Annotated in this window: 18 protein-coding genes, 1 tRNA gene and 1 other RNA gene; 8 read left to right on the plus strand and 12 right to left on the minus strand. The window is 68.7% G+C overall.

What is annotated here, in order from left to right:
• Nucleotides 1–20 precede the first annotated feature (20 nt).
• Nucleotides 21–1370: a hypothetical protein gene (locus FBY40_RS10495; RefSeq protein WP_141938551.1), complete on the minus strand. Its 1350-nt coding sequence runs from the start codon at nucleotides 1368–1370 to the stop codon at nucleotides 21–23.
• Nucleotides 1371–1492: 122 nt separating this feature from the next.
• On the opposite strand from FBY40_RS10495, the gene FBY40_RS10500 reads away from it, so the two are divergent.
• A complete protein-coding gene (locus FBY40_RS10500) occupies nucleotides 1493–2203 on the plus strand; it encodes a DUF4191 domain-containing protein (protein WP_141938552.1) in 711 nt (236 codons plus the stop codon).
• Between the two features lie 4 nt (nucleotides 2204–2207).
• Here FBY40_RS10500 and FBY40_RS10505 read toward each other — a convergent pair whose 3' ends face one another.
• Nucleotides 2208–2600, minus strand: coding sequence for an RDD family protein (locus FBY40_RS10505; RefSeq protein WP_124293268.1), 393 nt, complete (start codon nucleotides 2598–2600; stop codon nucleotides 2208–2210).
• 136 nt (nucleotides 2601–2736) lie between these two features.
• Here FBY40_RS10505 and glnA (FBY40_RS10510) point away from each other — a divergent pair, with 136 nt between their 5' ends.
• Entirely contained in the window at nucleotides 2737–4161 is a 1425-nt protein-coding gene (gene glnA / locus FBY40_RS10510; protein WP_141938554.1) for a type I glutamate--ammonia ligase, read from the plus strand.
• A gap of 118 nt (nucleotides 4162–4279) precedes the next feature.
• Here glnA (FBY40_RS10510) and FBY40_RS10515 read toward each other — a convergent pair whose 3' ends face one another.
• Entirely contained in the window at nucleotides 4280–4885 is a 606-nt protein-coding gene (locus FBY40_RS10515) for a hypothetical protein (RefSeq protein ID WP_141938556.1), read from the minus strand.
• Nucleotides 4886–5308: 423 nt separating this feature from the next.
• Between FBY40_RS10515 and FBY40_RS10520 the strand changes: the two genes are divergently transcribed.
• Nucleotides 5309–5542 (plus strand): hypothetical protein, encoded by a 234-nt coding sequence (locus FBY40_RS10520; protein WP_141938557.1) that lies wholly within the window; start codon nucleotides 5309–5311, stop codon nucleotides 5540–5542.
• A gap of 30 nt (nucleotides 5543–5572) precedes the next feature.
• Entirely contained in the window at nucleotides 5573–6919 is a 1347-nt protein-coding gene (locus FBY40_RS10525) for a hypothetical protein (RefSeq protein WP_235014781.1), read from the plus strand.
• A gap of 467 nt (nucleotides 6920–7386) precedes the next feature.
• Here FBY40_RS10525 and FBY40_RS10530 read toward each other — a convergent pair whose 3' ends face one another.
• Genes FBY40_RS10530 through FBY40_RS10555 form a run of 6 tightly spaced genes read right to left on the minus strand, consistent with a single transcriptional unit; the run spans nucleotide 7387 to nucleotide 13528 of the window.
• Nucleotides 7387–7932: a DUF4352 domain-containing protein gene (locus FBY40_RS10530; protein WP_141938559.1), complete on the minus strand. Its 546-nt coding sequence runs from the start codon at nucleotides 7930–7932 to the stop codon at nucleotides 7387–7389.
• Nucleotides 7929–8603: a hypothetical protein gene (locus tag FBY40_RS10535; RefSeq protein ID WP_235014782.1), complete on the minus strand. Its 675-nt coding sequence runs from the start codon at nucleotides 8601–8603 to the stop codon at nucleotides 7929–7931. The genes FBY40_RS10530 and FBY40_RS10535 overlap by 4 nt, the downstream gene beginning before the upstream one ends.
• A 24-nt stretch (nucleotides 8604–8627) precedes the next feature.
• Nucleotides 8628–8840: a three-helix bundle dimerization domain-containing protein gene (locus tag FBY40_RS10540; protein WP_141938560.1), complete on the minus strand. Its 213-nt coding sequence runs from the start codon at nucleotides 8838–8840 to the stop codon at nucleotides 8628–8630.
• 58 nt (nucleotides 8841–8898) lie between these two features.
• Nucleotides 8899–11901, minus strand: coding sequence for a bifunctional [glutamine synthetase] adenylyltransferase/[glutamine synthetase]-adenylyl-L-tyrosine phosphorylase (locus tag FBY40_RS10545; RefSeq protein ID WP_141938561.1), 3003 nt, complete (start codon nucleotides 11899–11901; stop codon nucleotides 8899–8901).
• 7 nt (nucleotides 11902–11908) lie between these two features.
• Complete coding sequence (glnA, locus tag FBY40_RS10550) at nucleotides 11909–13246, minus strand: type I glutamate--ammonia ligase (RefSeq protein ID WP_124293283.1); 1338 nt, start codon at nucleotides 13244–13246, stop codon at nucleotides 11909–11911.
• 60 nt (nucleotides 13247–13306) lie between these two features.
• Nucleotides 13307–13528: an SPOR domain-containing protein gene (locus FBY40_RS10555; RefSeq protein WP_124293284.1), complete on the minus strand. Its 222-nt coding sequence runs from the start codon at nucleotides 13526–13528 to the stop codon at nucleotides 13307–13309.
• A 78-nt stretch (nucleotides 13529–13606) separates the two neighbouring features.
• On the opposite strand from FBY40_RS10555, the gene ppgK reads away from it, so the two are divergent.
• Nucleotides 13607–14404 (plus strand): polyphosphate--glucose phosphotransferase, encoded by a 798-nt coding sequence (gene ppgK, locus FBY40_RS10560; protein WP_141938562.1) that lies wholly within the window; start codon nucleotides 13607–13609, stop codon nucleotides 14402–14404.
• Nucleotides 14405–14542: 138 nt separating this feature from the next.
• On the opposite strand, the gene rnpB is transcribed toward ppgK, so the two are convergent.
• From rnpB to FBY40_RS10575, 3 genes are all read right to left on the minus strand, one after another.
• An RNA gene (gene rnpB, locus FBY40_RS10565) (RNase P RNA component class A) lies at nucleotides 14543–14903 on the minus strand.
• 43 nt (nucleotides 14904–14946) lie between these two features.
• Nucleotides 14947–16683: a bifunctional 3'-5' exonuclease/DNA polymerase gene (locus tag FBY40_RS10570; RefSeq protein WP_141938564.1), complete on the minus strand. Its 1737-nt coding sequence runs from the start codon at nucleotides 16681–16683 to the stop codon at nucleotides 14947–14949.
• A gap of 34 nt (nucleotides 16684–16717) precedes the next feature.
• The gene (locus FBY40_RS10575) at nucleotides 16718–17449 is read right to left on the minus strand and encodes a zinc ribbon domain-containing protein (protein WP_141938565.1); all 732 of its coding nucleotides are present in this window, start codon (nucleotides 17447–17449) and stop codon (nucleotides 16718–16720) included.
• 130 nt (nucleotides 17450–17579) lie between these two features.
• Between FBY40_RS10575 and FBY40_RS10580 the strand changes: the two genes are divergently transcribed.
• From FBY40_RS10580 to aceE, 3 genes are all read left to right on the plus strand, one after another.
• Nucleotides 17580–18545, plus strand: coding sequence for an LLM class F420-dependent oxidoreductase (locus FBY40_RS10580; protein ID WP_141938567.1), 966 nt, complete (start codon nucleotides 17580–17582; stop codon nucleotides 18543–18545).
• 33 nt (nucleotides 18546–18578) lie between these two features.
• Nucleotides 18579–18651: transfer RNA gene (locus FBY40_RS10585), tRNA-Val, on the plus strand.
• 109 nt (nucleotides 18652–18760) lie between these two features.
• On the plus strand, nucleotides 18761–21487 hold the full coding sequence (gene aceE / locus FBY40_RS10590; RefSeq protein WP_141938569.1) for a pyruvate dehydrogenase (acetyl-transferring), homodimeric type: 2727 nt from the start codon (nucleotides 18761–18763) through the stop codon (nucleotides 21485–21487).
• The last annotated feature ends 16 nt before the right edge of the window (nucleotides 21488–21503 follow it).

The raw sequence follows: 21503 nt of genomic DNA on the forward strand, positions 1-21503 counted from the left end.
ACGCGGGGGCCACATCGTGATCACGATGTGGCCCCCGCGTCGTGGATGTCGCGGATGAGCCAGTCCTCGCCGATCCGGACGATGACGATGAGCTGAGACGTCGCGGAGGCGTTCGAGCTGTCGTGCGCGGCCACGCGCAGCACGGCCGCGCCGCCCAGATCGTCGAGGAACGTGACCGTCCGTAGGCCGGTCGGCAGGTCTGATGCCCCCGGGGCCGGCGCACGCTCCGGATCCACGATGATCGCGGCGAGACATTCCCTGTCCTCACCGCAGGCAGCGCGCGCGGTCAACAGCCGGTCGGCGACGGCGACGAGATCGGCGGGGGTGGGCTCCGTCGAGCCCGTGGGGGCGGCGGCAGCGGTGTCCGCCGAGTCCACCTCCGATGCGGGCGCGTGGCTCGCGTCCGATGACGGCGTCGTGACCACTGGCTCGGCCGCGGCCGGCGACTCCGGATCGCTCGGCCACGTCAGTCCCACGGCAAGCACCACCGCGGCCGCGCCGGCTGCGATCACGAACCCCCGACGGCGAGACCGCGGCCGCTTGGTGCTCACAGCCCGCCAGACGCCGGTGGTGGCCCGTGAGACGGTGTCACCGAGATCGCGGTCCATCAGCGCGGAGATGCGGGCGAGCAGTCCCCTGTCGTCGGATTCGGCGGACGTCGCAGCCCGAGCCGCTGCGCGCGACGCCTCTGGGGTGACCAGCGGACGAGCCGAGACGCCCGGTACTGCACCCGGGGTCGTCGAGGCGGTCCTCCTCGCTCCTGCGCGCAGTGGCTGTGGTGACGCCAGGGCGAACAATCGCTCCTCGAGACCCAGGACGTCGCGCTCGTGCGGATGCGCCTTCTCCATTGCCGAGAGCCCGTCGCGAAGCACCTCGGCCCACGCGGGGAACATGCCCAGAAGAAGGCGGAAGATCGCCGCGGACTCCGAGGGATCCGTCGGCTGCAGCGCGAGCACCGGACGCGCCTCGTCGGTGAGCCACCAGGTCCCGGCTGTCCCTCCGGTCGATGCTCCGGCGTCGACGTGGCCGCGCAGCACGCTGACGGCGAGGGTGAGGGCCTCTCCTGCCGACAGCGGGTCGCCATCGTCGGAACGTCGCCTCACGACGTCGATGAGCCGATCGCTGCAGATCGGGAACAGTGCGGCGTGACCCGCCGCCGTCCTGACGAGGTCGGAGGGAGCGAGGAGATGATCCGATCTCGAGGCGCGCCATCCCGCCCAGTCCTCGCCGAGCGCACGTGCATCCACGAGAAGCCATGCGGCGCCTCCGCTGTCGCGCACCACCTCTCCGGGCCAGGGTGCCGCGGTGTCATCCACACGTCGCACCGATCGATAGGGCCGTCGCAGCGCGTGCTGGGAATCGATCGCCATGACACCAGAGTCGGGAGTGCGCACCATGTCGCGTTCTGGCTTGCTTCCATCTGTGGACACCGGGGGCCGTTTCCGGGCCTGTGCAGGAGAGGTCGCGAGACCCGGAAAGGTAGGCTGGAACCATGGCCGCACGCAGTACCGCCCCCGAGAAGCGTCCCGGGTTCTTCTCGCAGATCCGCACCCTCTACACCTTCACGGTCCAGGCCTACCGCTGGATGCCCTGGGCCCTCATCGGCATCCTCATCGGCGGCACGCTCCTGGGCGTCGCGTTGGGTGCGCTGATCCCGCCGGGAGCGATCTGGAGCATCATCCTGTGGGGCATCACGGGATTCATGTTCGGCATCCTCGCGGCGCTGATGACCATGACGCGGCTGTCGACGAAGGCGATGTATCGCAAGATCGACGGCATGCCCGGCGCCACCGGCTACGTGCTGTCCAGCGCCCTCGGCCGTCGCTGGCGCGCATCGGAGATGCCGGTGGGCATCAACCCCAAGACCCAGGAGGCGGTCTACCGTGCGATCGGACGTGGGGGCATCGTCATCGTCGGTGAAGGCGCTCGCGGTCGACTCACCCGGCTCGTGAACGAAGAGCGCGGAAAGGCGCAGCGCGTGGCATCCGGTGTTCCCGTGACTGTGCTGTACGTCGGTCACGGCGACGACGAGGTGCCGATCGGCAAGCTCGCTCCCGCCATCAAGTCCCTGCCGAAGAAGATCGACCGCGCGACCATGGCGGCCGTCGTCAAGCGGATGGACTCGGTGTCGCAGTCCGTCGCGTCGCTTCCCATTCCCAAGGGCATCGACCCGCAGCGGGTGCGCGCCCCGCGTCCTCGCTGAGGGCTCAGTCCCGAATGAGGACGGTGCCCGCCGCCTTGTCGTGAAGCCCCCGTTGGTCCGCATCCCAGATCACCGCGGGGATGACGAGGATCAGCAGGATGGTGCGCAGCACCGGCCGCCACAGGCCGACCCACCCGCCGTCGAGGCGCACCAGTCGCATCCCGAAGATGCGGTGCCCGGGGCTGCCCTGGAGGGTCGGGAGGAACACGATCTGGATCGCACCGAAGATCAGCAGGATGGCGAGGGCATCCCACCCGAAGAACCCCGAGATCAGGTACGCGGCGCCGTAATCGATGAAGAGGGCCCCCACGCGACGACCGAGACGGCCGATCGATCCCGCGCCCTCGCGGGGGCGCCCCAGTCGCTCTCCGGGATAGTCCTGTGCGCTGGCGACCACGATTCCACCCTACCCGCGGTCGCCGCGTAACATGCCGGAAACAAAGGTGTCACGGTCGGGCAATCCCCTGCCGATACGGTGCCTCAAGGCCCGCTCGACGGGCGGCAGTTCCCGATGCCCTACCTCTGGAGTCTCCATGTTCAGTGATTCATCCGAGGTGCTGCGGTTCATCAAGGACGAGGACGTCAAGTTCCTCGACATCCGTTTCACGGACCTCCCTGGTGTGCAGCAGCACTTCAACATTCCGGCCGCCACCGTCGACGAGGAGTTCTTCACCGTCGGGCAGCTGTTCGACGGCTCCTCGATCCGTGGGTTCGCGAACATCCACGAGTCCGACATGCAGCTCATCCCCGACGTGTCGACGGCGTACCTCGACCCGTTCCGCGAGGCGAAGACGCTCGTGATGGTCTTCGACATCTACAACCCGCGCAACGGCGAGATCTACGCCAAGGACCCGCGTCAGGTCGCCAAGAAGGCCGAGAAGTACCTCGCCTCCACCGGTATCGCCGACACCGCGTTCTTCGCTCCCGAGGCCGAGTTCTACATCTTCGACGACGTCCGCTATGACGTGAAGCAGAACTCCAGCTTCTACTCCGTCGACTCCGAAGAGGGCGCCTGGAACACCGGCCGGGTCGAAGAGGGCGGCAACCTCGCCAACAAGACCCCCTACAAGGGCGGCTACTTCCCCGTCTCCCCCGTCGACAAGACCGCCGATCTGCGTGACGACATCAGCCTGAAGCTCATCGAGTCGGGCCTGCAGCTCGAGCGTGCGCACCACGAGGTGGGCACCGGCGGTCAGCAGGAGATCAACTACCGCTTCGACACGATGGTGCACGCGGCGGACGACATCCTGAAGTTCAAGTACATCGTGAAGAACACCGCCGAGCAGTGGGGCAAGGTCGCGACCTTCATGCCCAAGCCCCTCTTCGGCGACAACGGCTCGGGCATGCACACCCACCAGTCGCTGTGGAACGACGGCAAGCCGCTCTTCTACGACGAGAAGGGCTACGGCGGGCTGTCCGACATCGCCCGCTGGTACATCGGCGGCATTCTCGCGCACGCCCCGGCGGTGCTCGCGTTCACCAACCCCACGCTGAACAGCTACCACCGTCTGGTGAAGGGCTTCGAGGCCCCGGTGAACCTGGTCTACTCGGCGGGTAACCGCTCGGCGGCCATCCGCATCCCGATCACGGGCTCCAACCCCAAGGCCAAGCGCATCGAGTTCCGTGCGCCCGACGCTTCGGGCAACCCCTACCTGGCCTTCGCGGCCCAGCTCATGGCGGGGATTGACGGCATCAAGAACCGCATCGAGCCCCACGAGCCGGTGGATAAGGACCTCTACGAGCTCCCGCCCGAGGAGGCCAAGGGCATCCCCCAGGTCCCGAACTCGCTGCAGGACTCGCTCGACGCCCTCGCGGCCGACCACCAGTTCCTCCTCGAGGGCGGCGTGTTCACGCCGGAGCTCATCGAGACCTGGATCGAGTACAAGATCGAGAACGAGATCCGGCCGATGGCGCAGCGCCCGCACCCGTTCGAGTTCGAGCTGTACTTCGGGGTCTGACGCCAAGCACGAGCTCCACTCCTCCGGGATTCCGCGAGATCACGCGGACTCCCGGAGGAGTTTCGTTTCCCCGCCGTTGCCCCGGCCATGGGCCGTCGACAGTCAGGGGTGGGCGCGTTTACCCGCCTGGGCAGTCGCAGTCTCCACCGCTGGCGCACTGACAGGGCAGAACTGGATAGTCCTCCTCGGTGACTCTGAGGCGAACGTCGAGCTCATCGAGGGGAACGGCGCGCGTCGCATCGTCGAATCCGGGCAGAGCGGGCGGCTCGGTCGGCCCCCCGTCGCCGCAGTCGGCCGGTTCGGTGAGGATGGTCGCCTCGTTCTGCGGGAAGACGAGGGTGAAGCAGACGGCAGCGGTGCTCTGAGAATTCCACCACCCGGTCGTCCGCGTTGCGGTGAGTGCCAAGGTCACCCGGGCGGAAGAAGGCGTGGTCGTGGCGTCGAGGAGCGTGTAAAGGCCGCTCTCCGCCTCCGCCGCCGAGCCCGACAGTGCCGCGCGTGCGTCCCCGATGAACTCGATCTGCGGAATCGTTGCCTCGAAGTCCTCCGCCATCGCGTCGCGGTACGGCCACAGATCGGCCTGCGCCGCTTCCACTTGCTGAGCGAGAGCATCGTTCATCGGGTCTCGAAGCGTGATGACGGGCAACGGTCCCGCCGTGGCGACGGGGACGACGACCATTGCGACGAGCCCCACGACGACCAGGGCGCACACGCCCCACGTCATGGCGGCGACCCTCCTCATCGGCATCTGAACGCACTCACCTCAGGTGACGAGAGGTCGTTTGCCCGCGTCAGTCCGTGCTCGTCCTCGAAGCGTCCGAGCGCAGCCCGCTCGCTCCGCTCCGTCGCCAACAGCACGACTCAGTGTCCTCCGATGGCGGAGCTTCCGCCGTGGCGGCGTTGGTCCGTCGGCGGCATGTACGGAACCGAAGGCGGCTCCGACCCGCCTGTGCGTGCCGAGCGGGTCTCGTAGGTCTCAGCGGGAGGCCGGATCCATCCGACGACCCGTTGCCACAGTGAACGATTCGTCGAAGCCATGTCCCTGATCTTCCCACTACCCGCCCGAAGCCGGCGTATCACCCGGCCCGCTCCAGGGCTCTCCCTCGTGTGCGCACGAGTGCACGCTTACGCAGGGAAAGGCGACATCATGGCGATCAACGACGACGCGCAGAACACCGGCGAGAAGGCATCGGGTCCCTTCGTGATGCTGGTCAACGCCGACGGCACCCCCTTCACCGGCTACGCCGAGGACGGCGGCGGGATCGGCGGGCACCTGCTCGGTCAGGTCTGTCACAATCACGTCCTCACCGAGGTCTACGCCGACTTCGACGGCGAGGGGCACCTCGCCGGCATGCACACCCACGACGTCGGCAGCTGCTGAGCCACCGCCCCGCACCGCTACGGTGTAACGGTGCGGGAGATCATCCGGATGGGGCTTCGGCTCCTCGTCGCCCATTGGCCCGCGCTCCTGGCGTGGTACCTCGCGGGTTCGCTCGGGCGATACCTGTCGATCCAGCTGGCGGGATTCGTGGGCGGGTACACCGCGCTCGGCGGCATCCTGCTTCTTCCGCTGGCGATCCTCGCCAAGCTCGTCAGCGTCGTCGCGATGTTCCTCGTCCTGAGGGACGGGATGCTGCGGCTGAACGCGATCGCACCGAACCCGGTGGATCGTGGCGAGCGCCTGCGCTCGTTCCGCGACGCGCTGCTGTCTGCGGTGCTGCCGTTCATCGCGGTCTACGCCGTGCTCGGCTTCCTCATCGAGGATGTCGCCGCCTACCTGCGGGTGGCCCTCGCGGTGCAGACCGATCGCCAATGGGCTGCCATCGTCGAAGAGACCACCGTCGACACCTCCGGCGCGGTGGACAGTCTCAGTTGGGAGCCCTGGACGATCGTCGTCGTCGTGCTCGCCTTCGCCGGTCGCTGGGCATGGAAGCGTTGGCGCACCGCGCTCCCCCGGTGGACGGCGCTCCTCGCGACGTACCTCGAGGCGCTGTGGATCTTCCTCGCCGCGTACTTCCTCGGCGAGGCCCTCGGGCAGGTCACCGCGTGGATCGACACCCGCCAGGCGATGGTCTGGCTCGCCGATCTCCGGCAGGCGGTCGGCGATCTGTTCGCGCCGCTGGGATGGACCTGGGACGCGGTGGAGTGGCTTCTCGGCCAGGCCGGCGCCGTCCTCTTCGTACCCCTGGCCTGGTTGACGATCGCCGGCGTCATCTACGGGCGCACCGTCTCGCCGCAGGGGGTGCAACTGCGTGGCGCTCTCGTCGACCGCGCCCGGTCGCGCTATGGGACCCTTCCCCAGCGGCTCCGCCGCCGCCTCGTCGATCTCGGATCAGAGGTCGGCGGTCGGTTCCGACCGATCTGGCAGGCGATCCTCCTCATGTGGCGGGGCGGGCCGATCCTCATCGGCGGGTACGTGCTGCTCTACACCCTCATCCTCTTCGTCGGGGAGGGGCTCCGCGTGCTCCTCACCCGACTGGTCGGTCCTCACGACCTCTTCGACTTCTGGGTGATCGCCGCCACACCACTCTTCCTCATCGTCCCGCTCATCGTCGAGCCGCTGCGCACCGTCCTCATCGCCGCGACGTACGACGCGACGGTGGGTGCGCTCATCGGGGCGCCGGTGGTGTCGTCAGGGGATGACCTCGAGTCGGAGGAAGCCCGGCAGCTCGTCCGGGACGGCGAGCTCGACGCCGAACGGGCCGCGAGCGTCGTCGGGGACGAGGTAGGGCACCTCGAGGGTGAACGGGGCCTCTGAACCGGTCTCGCAGGAGCTCGGCTGCTCGTAGCGCCAGTCCACCTCGGTCATCGCCGCAGCCCACTCCCGGCTCGCGGCGCCGAGCTCGCGGAGGACCGGGGTAGTGCAACCGGGGGTCTCCTCGAGCGGGTCGACGGGGATCTCGACGACGAGCACGCGGGTTCCGGCCGGTGCATCGGCAGCGAACGTGCCGGTCTCGTCGACCGCCGTAGCCGGACCCCAGGACGCGCCCGCCCAGTCGACGCTCTCGCCCGCGGCGGCCGTGGTGGGGAACACGGGGTCGGCCTGACTCCAGCGCCACCACTCGACGCCCGTCGGGACGAGAACCGCCGCCGGCAGCAGAATCGCGGCCGCACCCAGCGCGAGGGCGTTGCGTCGCCACCATCCCTGTCTCGATGGCACTGGTCCGGATGGGGTCGGTGTCGAGGGGGCCTCTGTCGATCGGGACTGTGGCGACCGATTCGGTGTCATCGCTCCGCCCACCCGGTCTCGAGAAGTTCGACCTCGCCTTCGGCTTCGAGCGTACCGAGGTCGAGATTGAGGGTCACGAGACTGTCGAGACGGGGATCGTCACCGATCCCCAGCTCGAGAGTCGCGGTGTCGCGCGCGAGCTCGCTCGGAAGCTCGAAAGCGAGGCTTCCCTCCCGCGGGATGCCCGGGGTGAGACCGGTGCGGAGAAGCGACGCGGGTCGCTCGCTGGCGCGGTAGGTCACACCGTCGATCGTGAGCTCGGCGTGCGCCAGGATCGTGCCGGTCTCCTCCTGGGTCGCCTCGGCCCGGAGGTCGACGACCAGCCAAGTGCCTTCGGCCGACCAGCCGCCGGCGACGGCCCGTGAGGCCAGTCGCACGTCCGTGACGTTCATGACGAATCCGCGTGCGGAAGCCGTCTCGCCGATCTCCGCCGCGAGAGGGAACGGGGCTTCGGCGTCATCCTGAGAGGGAGTGATCTGGAGAACGCCCCAGGCCGCGACGACGAGCGCGACCCCGATCGTCCACGCCATCCACCGCCTCATCCCTCGTCTCCCTCGGCGTCTGCTCCTGCGCCGACGTCGGTGACCTCGAGAGTCATCGTCGCGGCCGCGACGGGCGACTCCCAGTACTCGCCGGCGACGACGAGTGCGCCCTCGCGAAGGCTCAGATCCCGCAGCACGATTTCGATCTCGTCGCCCTCCGCGAGAGCGTTACGATCGACCGCCCACGTCACCACCAGCTCAGCCGGAACGCGCGGCTGCAGGTAGGGCGAGAAGGTGGTGTCGTCGAACCGGGCGATCGCTGCGGGAGGGGCGTCCGCGAGTTCCGTCACGCGCACCCCCGCACTCAGCCCGCCGGAGCTCTCGGACGCAAGAGCGCGGTCCCAGACGTTCTCGGCCGTCAGGACGACCGCGAGCACTCGCTGACCGGGTCCGACGGTGATCCCCGCCTCCGGCAGTTCGTCGATCAGGACCGCCCGTTCCACCGTGAGGGCGAACTGCTCGTTGACGTGGGTCTCACCCGGTTCGAGTTCGAGAATCGGGGGCACGGCGGCCTGCGCGAGCCCTCCGAATGCCGCGGTGCCGCCGAGGAAGACGGCCGTGAGGATGCCGGCGAACCAGCCGGTCGGGATGCGATCCCAGGTGCGGGCGATCCAGGCACTCCGAGGGGGCGGCGGCGCGTCGGGGGTGGGTGCCGCGGATGGGACCGTCACGCCGACACCCTATCCCGGAAGGCATCATCCCGATGACAGCGTCTGATCGAGGGAGGCGCGCGCCTCGCGTTCGACCAGAACCGGAACGAAGTCGCGCACCTTGGCGCCGTCGAAATGGTGTCGGGCGCGATCGAGAGCCTGCTCGATGTCGGCCGGGGATGCCTGCGGATAGCGCTCGCGCAGGCGGTCGGCGATCTCGGTGAACACGACATCCTCGTCGGGGATCTCACGAGTCATGTCAGAAGGATGCGCCTGAATCGGTTGGCGGCGCAAGGTGGACAGGCGCTCGTGCGCCTCAGCCGTAGAAGAGTCGCTCGAAGCTTCGTCGGGCCCGACGTGCCGTGCGCAGCCAGTCCTCCTCGACCTGTGTCGCCGATCGCGGTGGGTACTCCAGCAGTCGGCCGATGCCGTCCAGCTTCTTCCGGTCCGTCGGCAGCACGTCGCTCGTCTGTCCGGACAGAAGGGTGTTGGCCGAGCGTAGACGGCTGGCGAGCCGCCACGCCTCGAACAGGCGCGCGGCATCCGCCTCGGGAACGATGCCGGCATCCTTCGCCGCCGTCAGCGCGATGGTGGTCGAGGTGGTGCGCAGCGCCGGCACGGTGTGGGCGTACTGCAGCTGCAGCAGCTGGACCAACCACTCGACGTCGCTGAGGCCGCCGGGTCCGAGCTTGAGATGCCGTGCCGGATCGGCCCCCTGCGGCAGGCGCTCGTTCTCGACCCGGGCCTTGATCCGCTTGATCTCGCGGAGCCCGGCCGGGTCGGGCGACGCGGGGTAGCGCACCTCGTTGGCGAGCCCGGTGAACGCGGTGATGAGTTTGACGCTGCCTGCCACGCCTCGGGCGCGCAGGAGCGCCTGGGCCTCCCACGACAGCGACCAGCGGCGGTAGTACTCCTCGAACGCGTCCAGCGATCTCGCAAGCGGCCCGTTGCGCCCCTCGGGGCGCAGCCCCGCATCGAGGTCGAGCGGTGCACGATGATCCTCGGAGTACTGCCGCAGCGCTCCCACGAGCTGCAGAGCCTTGCGTGCCGCCCGCTCGGGATCCAACCCGTTCGGGCGGTAGACGTACATGACATCGGCGTCCGAGCCGAACCCGAGCTCGGCTCCGCCGAACCGTCCCATGGCGATCACCGAGAAATCCAGTGGCGCATCCTCGGGGTCGAGAACGTCGCGTCGGACGGCCCGCAGCGTCGCCTGGATGGTGACTTCGGTGATCGTGGTCAGGGCATCAGCAAGTTCTTCGATCGTGAGGGTGCCGACGATCGCCGCCATGGCCGTGCGCAGAAGCTCGCGGCGTCGAAGCGCCCGCACGGCTCGCATCGCGTCGTCGACGGTCTCGTGGCGGGTCTGGATGGCCCGCGCCTCCTCCTGAAGCGCGAGGCCGCTGCGGGGTCGGAGCAGATCAGGGTCATCCAGCCACGCAGCCGACTCGGGGATCCACTCCATCAGCTCTCCGACGTACCGCGAGCCCGACAGTACGCGGGTGAGGCTCTCGGCCGCTCCTGACGAGTCGCGGAGCATGCGGAGGAACCACGGAGTGTCGCCCAGCCGCTCGCTGATGCGGCGGAAGGCAAGCAGCCCGTAGTCGGGATCGACGCCGTCGGCGAACCAGCGGATCATGACCGGCATGAGGTGCCGTTGGATCGTCGCCTTCCGGCTGAGTCCGCTCGTGAGCGCACCGATGTGGCGCAGCGCCCCGGCAGGATCGGTGAAGCCGATCGCCGCCAGTCGGTCGTGAGCCTGCGCCGGTGAGAGCGACCGTTCGGCCTCGGGAAGGCTTGCGACCGCGGAGAGCAGGGGACGATAGAACAGGCGGACGTGGATGTCGCGGACCTCGCGCTTGGTCGCCTCCCATGTCTGCCACACCCGCTCCCCCGTCTCGGCGAGCCCCGTGGCGCGTGCCAGCACGCGAAGCTCGTCAGCATCCCGCGGCATGAGATGCGTGCGGCGGAGGTTCCTCAGCTGCATCCGATGTTCCAACAGACGGAGCCTGCGGTAGTCGCGAGAGAACGCGGATGCTTCGGCGCGTCCGATGTAGCCCTCCGATGCGAGAGCTTCGAGGGCCGGCAGCGTTCCGCGCTGCCGGATCCGGTCGTCGCTCAGGCCATGGACCAGCTGGAGCAGCTGGACGGTGAACTCCACGTCCCGGATGCCACCGGGTCCCAGCTTGATCTGGACCGCGACCTCGTCGGCGGGGATGTGCTCGGTGACCCGCTCACGCATGCGCTGGACGCTGTCGACGAAGTTCTCGCGCGCCGCGCTCGTCCACACCTTCGGCGCGAGGGCGGCGACGTACTCCTCCCCGAGCGCGACGTCTCCCGCCAGCGGTCGGGCTTTCAACAGCGCCTGGAACTCCCAGCTCTTCGCCCAGCGCTCGTAGTACGACAGGTGCGAGCCGAGTGTGCGCACCAGCGCCCCCTGTTTGCCCTCCGGGCGGAGGTTCGCGTCCACCTCCCACAGCGGGGGCTCGATCTCGGCGCCCGAGATGCCGCGCATGGTCTGGACGGCGAGCCGTGTGGCGATGTCGACGACGCGACTCTCGCCGATCTCCTCGATGGTGTCGTCGTCGGCGCCGGCGACGAAGATGACGTCGACGTCGCTGACATAGTTGAGCTCCCGCGCCCCGGCCTTCCCCATGCCGATCACGGCGAGGTTCGTCCGCGCCACCTGCTCGACCGGGAACAGACCCGCCCCGGCGGCCCCGCGCGAGACGCGGGTCCGCGCGACGGCGAGCGAGGCTTCCAGCGCGGCACCGGCGGCATCCGCGAGGCGCGCCGCGACGTCGGGGATCGCGTCGAGCGGCTCGGGATGGAGCAGATCGAACGCCGCGATCTGGGCGAGGAGGCGCCGGTAGCGTACGCGCAGTCTCACCCAGGAGTCCTCTGCGCCGTCTGCGGCGAAGCCGTCCTCGACACCGATGGCCTCGAGCATCTCCTCACGCAGGGATTCGGCGCTCGGGAGAGCGAGCCCGGCCCCGACGAGGTGGACCAGTTCGTCGGGGCGTCGCAGGAAGAACTCCGCGAACCCCGTCGAGGCCCCCAGCAGTGCCCACAGGGCGCGCCATCCCTGTGGGTCGGCATGGATCCGGCGCACTGGCTGTGCGTCGCGTCGGGCGATCCGTGTGAGAGCCAGGAGCGCGCCGTCGGGATCTGCGGCGGCGGCGGCAGCACGGAGCAGGTCGGAGCGGGGCACGTCGATGGCCCCGGCCAGCTCCTCCAGCAGCTCTGCGCTCTCCGAGAGCGCGCTGAACCCCAGCCGAGCGAGCTCGGTAAGAGAGGACGTGCGCTCGCCCGTGCTCATCGGCTCGTCAGAGCATCTCGAGGTTGCTCTTCAGCTCGAAGGGGGTCACCTGCGAGCGGTACTCCTGCCACTCGCGCCGCTTGTTGAGGAGGACATACGTGAAGACCTGCTCGCCGAGGGTCTCGGCGACGAGCTCCGACTCCTCCATGTACTCCAGCGCGTGGTCCAGGCTCGCCGGGAGCGGGGCGTATCCGAGCGCGCGGCGCTCGGCGTCGGTGAGCGACCAGACGTTGTCCTCGGCTTCAGGAGGCAGCTCGTAGCCCTCTTCGATGCCCTTGAGGCCTGCGGCCAGCATGAGCGCGTACGCGAGGTAGGGGTTGGCCGCCGAGTCGAGAGCACGGTACTCGACGCGGGAGGACTGACCCTTGTTCGGCTTGTACAGCGGCACCCGCACGAGGGCCGACCGGTTGTTGTGGCCCCACGTGATGAAACTCGGTGCCTCGTCGCCACCCCACAGTCGCTTGTAGGAGTTGACGAATTGATTCGTCACCGCGGAGATCTCGTTGGCGTGGCGAAGCAGGCCGGCGATGAACTGGCGCCCGATCTTCGAGAGCTGGTACTGCGCTCCTTCTTCGTAGAAGGCATTGACGTCGCCCTCGAACAACGACATGTGCGTGTGCATGCCGCTTCCGGGCTTGCCCCCGAGGGGCTTGGGCATGAACGTCGCATACACGCCCTGTTCGATCGCTACCTCCTTGATCACCGTCCGGAACGTCATGATGTTGTCGGCGGTGGCGAGGGCATCGGCGTAGCGGAGGTCGATCTCGTTCTGGCCGGGACCCCCCTCGTGGTGGCTGAACTCGACCGAGATCCCCAGGTCTTCCAGCATCCGCACCGATCGGCGACGGAAGTCGTGCGCGGTCCCGCCGGGAACGTTGTCGAAGTATCCGGCCGAGTCGACCGGTTCGGGACCCTCGGTGCCGAACGACGAGGACTTCAGCAGATAGAACTCGATCTCAGGGTGGGTGTAGAAGGTGAATCCCGCGTCAGCGGCCTTTGCCAGCGCACGCTTGAGCACATGACGGGGATCGGCGACCGCAGGCTGGCCGTCGGGGGTGGTGATGTCGCAGAACATGCGCGCGGTGGGGTCGATCTCACCGCGCCAGGGCAGGATCTGGAAGGTGCTGGGGTCGGGATGGGCCAGCAGGTCGGATTCGTACGACCGTGTGAGACCCTCGATCGCCGAACCGTCGAAGCCCAGACCCTCCGAGAACGCCCCCTCGACTTCGGCCGGGGCGATCGCCACCGACTTCAGCGTCCCGATGACGTCGGTGAACCACAAGCGGACGAACTTCACGCCGCGTTCCTCGATTGTGCGCAGTACGAAGTCCCGCTGCTTGTCCATGGGTTCCTTTCCGCCGGGGTGTCGCGGACGCGGGGCTGAGCCGACCGCGCCGAGGTCAGACTAGTTCGCGCCGTCGGTGCCGGCCGGACGGCTCTCCCAGCCGTCCTCGCGTGCTTCGTCCTCGGCCCAGGCGCGGGACCGCTCGCGCAGCACCTCGGGCGCTTTCGCGGCTTCCTCCGCCGTGTCGAAGGGACCAGCACGGTCGATGGCGGGCGATTCGAAGCCCTTCTCGACCTCGCCGGTGGTCAGGTTGTACCAGTACTTCTCGCTGTCGTTGGCCACATCGACTCCTCGGCTCGCCCACGGATCATCCGCTGGGTCGATCCTATCGATCGACGGTGCCCTCGATAGGCTTGTGCCATGGCTTCTGACGCGACGCGTGCCGTCGGCATCGACATCGGCGGCACCGGCATCAAGGGTGCGGTGGTCGACCTGAAGGATGGGACTCTTCTCACCGATCGGGTGAAGGTGTCCACCCCGAAGGGTGCGGAGCCGCCCGATGTCCTCGAGGCCGTCAAAGAGGTCCTGTCGCGCCTGGACGTCGCCGAGGACGCCATCCCGCTCGGGGTCGCCTTCCCCGCCATCGTCAAGAACGGCACGACCCTCTCCGCGGCCAACGTCTCCGACAAGTGGATCGGGTTCGAAGCCGAGAAGTTCTTCGAGGAGGGGCTCGGACGCGACATCTACTTCGCCAACGATGCGGATGTCGCGGGGGTCGCCGAGATGCGCTACGGCGCCGCGCGCGACCAGAACGGGCTGGTGATCCTCACCACTCTCGGCACGGGCATCGGCTCCGCGGTGATGTACCGCGGTGTCCTGATCCCCAATACCGAGTTGGGTCATCTCCAGCGCGCCAAGCACGGCAAAGACGCCGAGGCGTTCGCCGCCTACTCCGCCATGGAGCGCGAAGAACTGTCCTGGGAGCAGTGGGCCGAGCGACTTCAGTGGTACTACGACTACGTGCAGTTCCTCTTCAGCCCCGATCTGTTCATCGTCGGGGGCGGGGTGAGCAAGCATGCCGACAAGTTCCTCCATCTGCTGTCGCTCAAGACGCCCATCGTGCCGGCGACCCACCGCAACAACGCCGGGATCATCGGTGCGGCCGCCCTGTCGCTGGGTGTCGATCCGCAGCTGGCCGACGCGACATCCGCTGAATGATCGGATGATGAGCGCGCGTCAACGGTAGCCCCATCCGGGGGCCGCCCACGTCGAGGGCTGGATTCGGTGCGGCATGACCGACTGATCCCGCACGCCCGAGGGCCTCGCCAGGCGGACGCAGGTCGAGCGGGCGGAGGGCGAATGGGCCGGCCTGTACGCCGGGTTCTGTCCGGGGGCGTGAGCCCCGTGGACGGTCATCTCTCTCGGCGACACGTTGCCGTGCCGCTCCAGCGGCCTACCCGAGGACTCGGCGAGCCGCGTCAGCATCCTCTGTCTGGCCTTGCTCCGGGCGAGGTTTACCGTGCGGATCGTGTCACCACGACCCCGGTGGTCTCTTACACCGCCGTTTCACCCTTACCGGGGTCTCCCCCGGCGGTCTGTTCTCTGTGGCACTGTCTCGCGGATCACTCCGGGTGGGTGTTACCCACCGCCCTGCCCTGTGGAGCCCGGACGTTCCTCGGCGCGGGCAGACCCGCGACGCGACCGTCCAGCCGACCCATTCGCCTTTCGAGTGTAGCGCGGGGCCGGCAGGCGCCCGGAGGTCAGGTCTTGGCCGCAGACTCGGTGATCCGCAGATCCAGGGGGAAATCCAGCGGGAAGTCCCCGAACAGCAGACGGGCGGCGGAGACGGATGCTGCGCGCACGGCGTCGGCCACCTCCTCGGCCTGTGAGAGCGGAGCGTGGACGATGATCTCGTCGTGCAGGAAGAACGCCAGATGCGGATGCCGGTCGAACACCGGACCCGAAGCGACCGCCGGCGGGTCGACCACGTCGCCGCCGAGGGCGTGGAGTCGACCCCGCAGGTCGGCGATCCAGGCCAGGGCCCACTCGGCGGCCGTCCCCTGCACGACGAAGTTGCGGGTGAATCGGCCCCGGTCGCGGGCGCTGCGCCTGGCCCGTTCCTGCTCGGCCGGTGTCGCGTCGGGTTCGCTCGCGCGATCCTGCGCCGTTCGCCATGCCGGGCTCGGTTGCGCGGAGGTTCGTCCCCACTGTGTCCGAACGACCCCTCCGGCCTCGCCGACGCGGGCCGCCTCGTCGACGAGTGCCATCGCACGGGGAAAGGACCTCCGGAGCCGCGGCACCAGCCGTCCGCTCTCACCGGTCGTCGCCCCGTACATCGCACCCAGCAGCGCCATCTTCGCATCGGCACGCGTCGCGACGGCGCCTGCTTCCACCACGCCCCCGTAGAGATCCCTCCCTCGCGCCGCTGCGGCCAAGGAGAGGTCGCCGGCCATCGCAGCGAGCACGCGGGGTTCGAGCTGGGCGACATCGGCGACGACGAGGCACCAGCCGGGATCTGCGCGCACGGCTTCGCGGAGTACCCGCGGGATCTGCAGGGCGCCCCCGCCGGAGGATGCCCACCGGCCCGTGACGACACCGCCGGGAACGTACACCGGTCGGAATCGCCCGTCGTGCACCCATTCGTCCAACCACGACCAGCCGTTCGCGGTGAGCAGTCGCGACATCCGCTTGTACTCCACCAGCGGGCCGATGGCCGGGTGGGTGTGACGCTCGAGTTCCCAGCGGCTCGTCGTCTCGACGTGTATCCCCACCCGATGCAGCGCGCGGAGGAGCTTCGGAGGCGAGTCGAGCGAGACGCCAGGGTCGCCGAGAGCTGCGCGGATCTCCTCAGCGAGCAGGCGCATCCGCTCCGGCAGCTCATCACCGCGGGGGCGCGGACCGAGAATGGCCGAGAGCACGCGATCGTGCGTCGCGGTGTCCCAGGGAAGACCTGCCGCCGTCATCTCCGCGGCAGCGAGGGCCCCAGCCGATTCGGCGGCGAGCAGAAGCCGGAGTGAGGCCGGCGACGCGCTCGCGGCGACTGCTTCCCGCTGCCGTACGAACTCACGCAGGACGGCATCGATCTCATCCGGCAGCCGCGTCGCGCCGGCGTCGGGATCCAGGGCGAAGAGGGTGTCGCCGTCTTCGCTCGCGGCTGTCGTCCGCGGGGCAGCCCACCCCGGATCGGCGCGGGCAGCGAGCTCGGCGGGCGCGTCGGCGGACGATCGGAGGATCGCGTGGGCGAGGCGCAGATCATGGCAGCGTGCGACGCGGACGCCGGCGGCGAGCAGGCGTCGATAGATGGCGTCGGTGTCCGACCAGATCCACCGTGGTGCGTGAGAGGCTTCCATCCGTCTCACCCACGGCGCCACCTCTCCCGTCGCAAGCACGTGACGCTCACCCTCGGAGCCGGCCGCGGTCAGGATGACCGCTTCCCACCCGTCTGCGCGCGTGCCCAGGGCGACCCGCGCGACGTCGGCCGATGATGGCGCGCTCATCCGGCGGGCTCTACCCGTCGGGTGGCTCCGGGTCTCAGACGCCCGACTCTTCGGTGCGGACGAGGATGCCACCGCATTCCGGACAGGTCACCACCGTGTCGTCCGGGGTCTGCCTGATCCGCTGCACGTCCGTACCCGACAACACCATGTGGCAGCCCTCGCAGGTCTGTCGGCGCAGCAGACCAGCACCGACGCCGCGGGCGGCAAGGCGTTCGTAGAGCGCCAGCAGGTCGCTGGCGATCGATCCTGCGACGGCGTCGCGGTCGCGCTGGGCGGCGGTCAGAGAGGCCTCCGCCTCGGCCACCGCGCGCTTCGCCTCGGCGCTCAGCTGCGCCCCTTCCTCGTTCGTCGCGCGGATGAGCTCCTCCTGCTCGACGACGGCGGCTTCCGCAGCGTCGAGCTTCTCCATCACCTCGAGCTCGGCGTCCTCCAGGTCGCGCTTCCGCCGGGCGAGGGAGGCGAGCTCGCTTTCGAACCCCTGTGCCTCGCGGGAGTTCGAACTCGCCGCCAGGCGCTCTTCATCGCGTGCCCGGCGCGCATCCACGACGGCGACGTCGGACTCGATCCGTGCCAGTTCCGCACGCAGATCGTCGCGCGCACCCGCGCGACGGCTGAGCTCCTGCGTCAGTTCGGTGCGGCGGGCGAGAAGCTCCTTGACCCGTTGAGCCTGCGGCGGGTTCCGCCGCGCGTGATCTGCCTGGCGGATGCGGGTATCGAGGTCGGACACCTCGAGAAGACGGCGCTGATCGGCAGGAGTGGCGTTCACGTGTCCAACCTACCCGCCGCGTCAGCCGCACCGTCGGACCTGCCCTGCCCCATACGGGTCGCGAACGCAAGGCCTCGGCGGAAGATGCCGAGGTCCGTAGCCTGGGCGCCACCAGACCTGAGGAGCACCGATGACGAACTTCGGCTACACCCTGATGACCGAGCAGAGCGGCCCGAAAGAGCTCGTGCGCTACGCCCGTCTGGCCGAGGACGTCGGCTTCGACTTCGAGGTCTCGAGCGATCACTTCTCTCCCTGGCTGACCACCCAGGGACACGCGCCCTATGCGTGGTCAGTCCTGGGGGCGGTGGCCGCCGTCACCGAGCGCGTGGAGCTGATGACCTACGTCACCTGCCCGACGGTGAGATATCACCCTGCCGTGGTCGCGCAGAAGGCCGCGACGGTGCAGCTGCTCTCGGACGGGCGATTCACCCTCGGCCTCGGGTCCGGCGAGAGCCTGAACGAGCACGTCGTGGGCGAGGGCTGGCCGGGGGTGGACGCGCGACAGTACATGCTGGTCGAGGCGATCGAGATCATCCGTGCACTGCTCACCGGCGACCTGGTGACCTACGACGGCCAGTACTACCGGGTCGACTCCGCCCGCGTCTGGGACGCTCCCGACGGCGGGGTGCCGCTCGCGACAGCGGTGTCGGGCCCGAAATCGATCGAGCGGTTCTCTGCGCTCGTCGACCACATGATCGCCGTCGAGCCCGAGGCGGAGCTTGTGACCGGGTGGGACGAGGCGCACGGGGGCACGTCGCGGAAGATCGGCCAGATCCCGATCTCGTGGGATCCTGACGAGGATGCCGCGATCGCCCGCGCCCACGAGCAGTTCCGGTGGTTCGGATTGGGCTGGCCGGTCAATTCGGAACTGCCCACCCCGGCGAGCTTCGCTGCGGCCACCCAGTTCGTCCGACCCGAGGATGTCGCCGAGGGCATCGCGTGCGGCCCCGACCTCGACAAGATCGCCGAGAGCGTTCGCCCCTACCTCGACGCCGGATTCACCGATGTCGCCCTCGTGCAGATCGGCGGAGACCACCAAGAGCGCTTCCTCGCCGAGGCGGCCGGTCCGCTGCTCGAGCGGCTCCGCGCGCTGTGACCGAGTCCACAGCCCTTCTAGACTGAGCGGGAGGGGCCTTTAGCTCAGCTGGTAGAGCGCCACGTTTACACCGTGGATGTCGTCGGTTCGATCCCGGCAGGGCCCACCGAGGACTCGATAGGCTTGTCGATGGTGTGTTGTGCGGAGCGAACAAAGCGAGCCGCACGTCCGTGGTGAATGTCTGGCATGATCTGCCAGCTGAAGAAAGGTCTCGTGTGACTGTTCACGACCAGGATCCGTACTCTCAGGGCCCGCAGGACAGCGATCCGGAAGAGACGTCGGAGTGGCAGGAGTCGCTCCAGCAGCTGGTGCAGGCCAAGGGTCCGCAGCGCGGGCGCGAGATCATGCTCAGCCTGCTGAAGGCGTCGAAGGAACTCCACCTCGGGGTTCCGATGGTTCCCACCACCGACTACATCAACACCATTGCGGCCGAGAACGAGCCCGACTTCCCCGGTGACGAGGAGATCGAGCGGCGGTATCGCGCGTGGATCCGCTGGAATGCCGCCATCACGGTGCACCGCGCCCAGCGACCCGGGATCGCCGTCGGCGGGCACATCTCGACCTACGCCTCGTCGGCCGCGCTCTACGAGGTCGGCTTCAACCATTTCTTCCGTGGGCAGGACCACCCCTCCGGCGGCGACCAGATCTTCATCCAGGGCCACGCCTCGCCGGGCACGTACGCGCGCGCCTTCCTCGAGGGTCGCCTGACCGAAGCGCAGCTCGACGGATTCCGTCAGGAGAAGTCGGCTGCGCCCAACGGCATCCCGTCCTACCCGCATCCCCGCCTCATGCCGGAGTTCTGGCAGTTCCCGACGGTGTCGATGGGTCTCGGTCCGATCAACGCCATCTACCAGGCGATGACGAACAAGTACCTCACCAACCGCGGCATCAAGGATGTCTCCGACAGCCACGTGTGGGCGTTCCTCGGCGACGGCGAGATGGACGAAGTGGAGAGCCGCGGGCAGCTCCAGGTCGCCGCGAATGAGGGCCTGGACAACCTCACATTCATCGTCAACTGCAACCTGCAGCGCCTCGACGGACCGGTGCGCGGCAACGGGAAGATCATCCAGGAGCTGGAGAGCTTCTTCCGCGGCGCCGGCTGGAACGTCATCAAGGTGATCTGGGGCCGCGAGTGGGACGATCTGCTCGCCCGCGACAGCGAGGGTGCCCTGCTGAACCTGATGAACGTCACCCCCGACGGCGACTATCAGACCTATAAGGCCGAGAACGGGGCGTACGTCCGCGAACACTTCTTCGGCCGCGACGAGCGCGCGGCCGCCCTCGTCAAGGACTACAGCGACGAGCAGATCTGGAACCTCAAGCGAGGCGGGCACGACTACCGCAAGGTCTACGCCGCGTTCAAGGCCGCGGCCGAGCACAAGGGTCAGCCCACCGTCATCCTGGCGAAGACCATCAAGGGCTATGGCCTCGGCCCGCACTTCGAGGGTCGGAACGCCACGCACCAGATGAAGAAGATGACGCTGGACGACCTCAAGCTCTTCCGTGACGCGATGCACATCCCGGTGAGCGACGCGCAGCTCGAGGAGAACCCCTACCTGCCGCCGTACTACAACCCCGGCCCGCAGGACGAGACGATCCAGTACCTGCAGGAGCGGCGCCGCGCGCTGGCGGGTTACCTGCCGGAGCGGCGCACGCACCACGTCGGGCTGGAACTGCCCGGTGATCAGGCGTACGCCCTTCCCAAGAAGGGATCGGGCACGCAGGAAGTCGCGACGACGATGGCCTTCGTGCGTCTGCTGAAAGACCTGTTGCGGGTGAAGGACTTCGGTCACCGCATCGTCCCGATCATCCCGGACGAGGCCCGGACGTTCGGCATGGACGCGTACTTCCCGACGGCGAAGATCTACAACCCGCACGGCCAGCACTACACGTCGGTCGATCGCGAACTGCTCCTTGCCTACAAGGAGAGCCCTCAGGGGCAGATCATCCATGTCGGCATCAACGAGGCGGGCGCGCTCGCAGCGTTCACCGGGACCGGTACGTCGTACTCGACGCACGGCGAGCCGTTGATCCCCGTCTACGTCTTCTACTCGATGTTCGGATTCCAGCGCACCGGCGACGCCCTGTGGGCGGCCGGCGACCAGATGACGCGTGGCTTCCTCATCGGCGCCACCGCGGGGCGCACGACCCTGACGGGCGAGGGCCTCCAGCACGCCGACGGGCACTCGCCGCTCCTGGCCTCCACCAACCCGGCGGTGGTCAGCTACGACCCCGCCTACGGCTACGAGATCGCCCACATCGTGCGGGCGGGAATCGAGCGGATGTACGGCGGGAACCATCCCGATCCCAACGTCATGTACTACCTCACCGTGTACAACGAGCCGATGATCCAGCCGGCCGAGCCCGAGGGGGTCGACATCGAGGGCATCGTCCGCGGAATCCACCGCATCGCACCCGCCACCGGCGAGGGCGCACGTGCCCAGATCCTCGCCTCGGGCGTGGGTGTGCCGTGGGCGCTCGAGGCCCAGCAGCTGCTGCGCGACGACTGGGGCGTCGAGGCCGATGTGTGGTCGGTGACCTCGTGGGGCGAGTTGCGTCGCGACGGTCTCGCCGCCGACGAGCACAACTTCCTCCACCCCGACGGCGAGCAGCGCACTGCCTACGTCACCGACAAGCTGGCGGGGACGCCCGGCCCGGTCATCGCGGTCAGCGATTTCGAGCATGCCGTGCAGGATCAGATCCGTCCGTGGGTGCAGCACAACTTCCACACCCTGGGCGCCGACGGGTTCGGGTTCTCGGACACCCGCCCGGCCGCACGCCGGTGGTTCAAGATCGACGGGCCGTCGATCGTCGTCAAGACCCTGCAGGCTCTGGCCGCCGAGGGGACCGTGGATCGTTCGCTGTCGGTGCAGGCGATCGAGAAGTATCGTCTGCACGACGTCAGCGCGGGCACGAGCGGGAACGCGGGCGGCGAGAGCTGAGCCGGGACGCCTCCGA

Source organism: Microbacterium sp. SLBN-154 (assembly GCF_006715565.1).
GTDB lineage: Bacteria > Actinomycetota > Actinomycetes > Actinomycetales > Microbacteriaceae > Microbacterium.

What these genes read in the sequence shown, in the direction of transcription:
- FBY40_RS10580 (WP_141938567.1), top strand. Translation starts at nt 17,580, where the DNA reads ATGACGAACTTCGGCTACACCCTGATGACCGAGCAGAGCGGCCCGAAA.
- ppgK (WP_141938562.1), top strand. Translation starts at nt 13,607, where the DNA reads ATGGCTTCTGACGCGACGCGTGCCGTCGGCATCGACATCGGCGGCACC.
- FBY40_RS10530 (WP_141938559.1), bottom strand. Translation starts at nt 7,932, where the DNA reads ATGAGGCGGTGGATGGCGTGGACGATCGGGGTCGCGCTCGTCGTCGCG.
- FBY40_RS10570 (WP_141938564.1), bottom strand. Translation starts at nt 16,683, where the DNA reads ATGAGCGCGCCATCATCGGCCGACGTCGCGCGGGTCGCCCTGGGCACG.
- glnA (WP_141938554.1), top strand. Translation starts at nt 2,737, where the DNA reads ATGTTCAGTGATTCATCCGAGGTGCTGCGGTTCATCAAGGACGAGGAC.
- FBY40_RS10495 (WP_141938551.1), bottom strand. Translation starts at nt 1,370, where the DNA reads ATGGCGATCGATTCCCAGCACGCGCTGCGACGGCCCTATCGATCGGTG.
- FBY40_RS10500 (WP_141938552.1), top strand. Translation starts at nt 1,493, where the DNA reads ATGGCCGCACGCAGTACCGCCCCCGAGAAGCGTCCCGGGTTCTTCTCG.
- FBY40_RS10545 (WP_141938561.1), bottom strand. Translation starts at nt 11,901, where the DNA reads ATGAGCACGGGCGAGCGCACGTCCTCTCTTACCGAGCTCGCTCGGCTG.
- glnA (WP_124293283.1), bottom strand. Translation starts at nt 13,246, where the DNA reads ATGGACAAGCAGCGGGACTTCGTACTGCGCACAATCGAGGAACGCGGC.
- FBY40_RS10520 (WP_141938557.1), top strand. Translation starts at nt 5,309, where the DNA reads ATGGCGATCAACGACGACGCGCAGAACACCGGCGAGAAGGCATCGGGT.
- FBY40_RS10515 (WP_141938556.1), bottom strand. Translation starts at nt 4,885, where the DNA reads ATGACGTGGGGCGTGTGCGCCCTGGTCGTCGTGGGGCTCGTCGCAATG.
- FBY40_RS10540 (WP_141938560.1), bottom strand. Translation starts at nt 8,840, where the DNA reads ATGACTCGTGAGATCCCCGACGAGGATGTCGTGTTCACCGAGATCGCC.